General features: G+C 48.3%; 1 pseudogene. It reads left to right on the top strand.

The annotated features are described in order from the left end of the window. Nucleotides 1-96: pseudogene (locus HEN33_RS26755) on the top strand (hypothetical protein); the annotation flags it as partial. Between the last annotated feature and the right edge of the window lie 107 nt (nucleotides 97-203).

Here is a 203-nt window from a genome sequence, read left to right on the forward strand (position 1 = left end):
AGAGTTAAAAAGCCGGAACCGGAATCAAATCACAGGATGACCATCTGCCAGTGGCTGGTCGTAAAAAAAAGGCCGCGCCATGCGCAGCCGGAAATAAAGGGATAACGATGATAGTTTGAGAAAAACAGAAATAACACTTTTGTTGCAGTGCATGGTGCCGGGTGCCTCCCGGTGAATTCAGTATCAGCACCTGAATCCGCGAT

The organism is Escherichia sp. 94.0001, assembly GCF_013369155.2.
Lineage (GTDB): Bacteria > Pseudomonadota > Gammaproteobacteria > Enterobacterales > Enterobacteriaceae > Escherichia > Escherichia coli_F.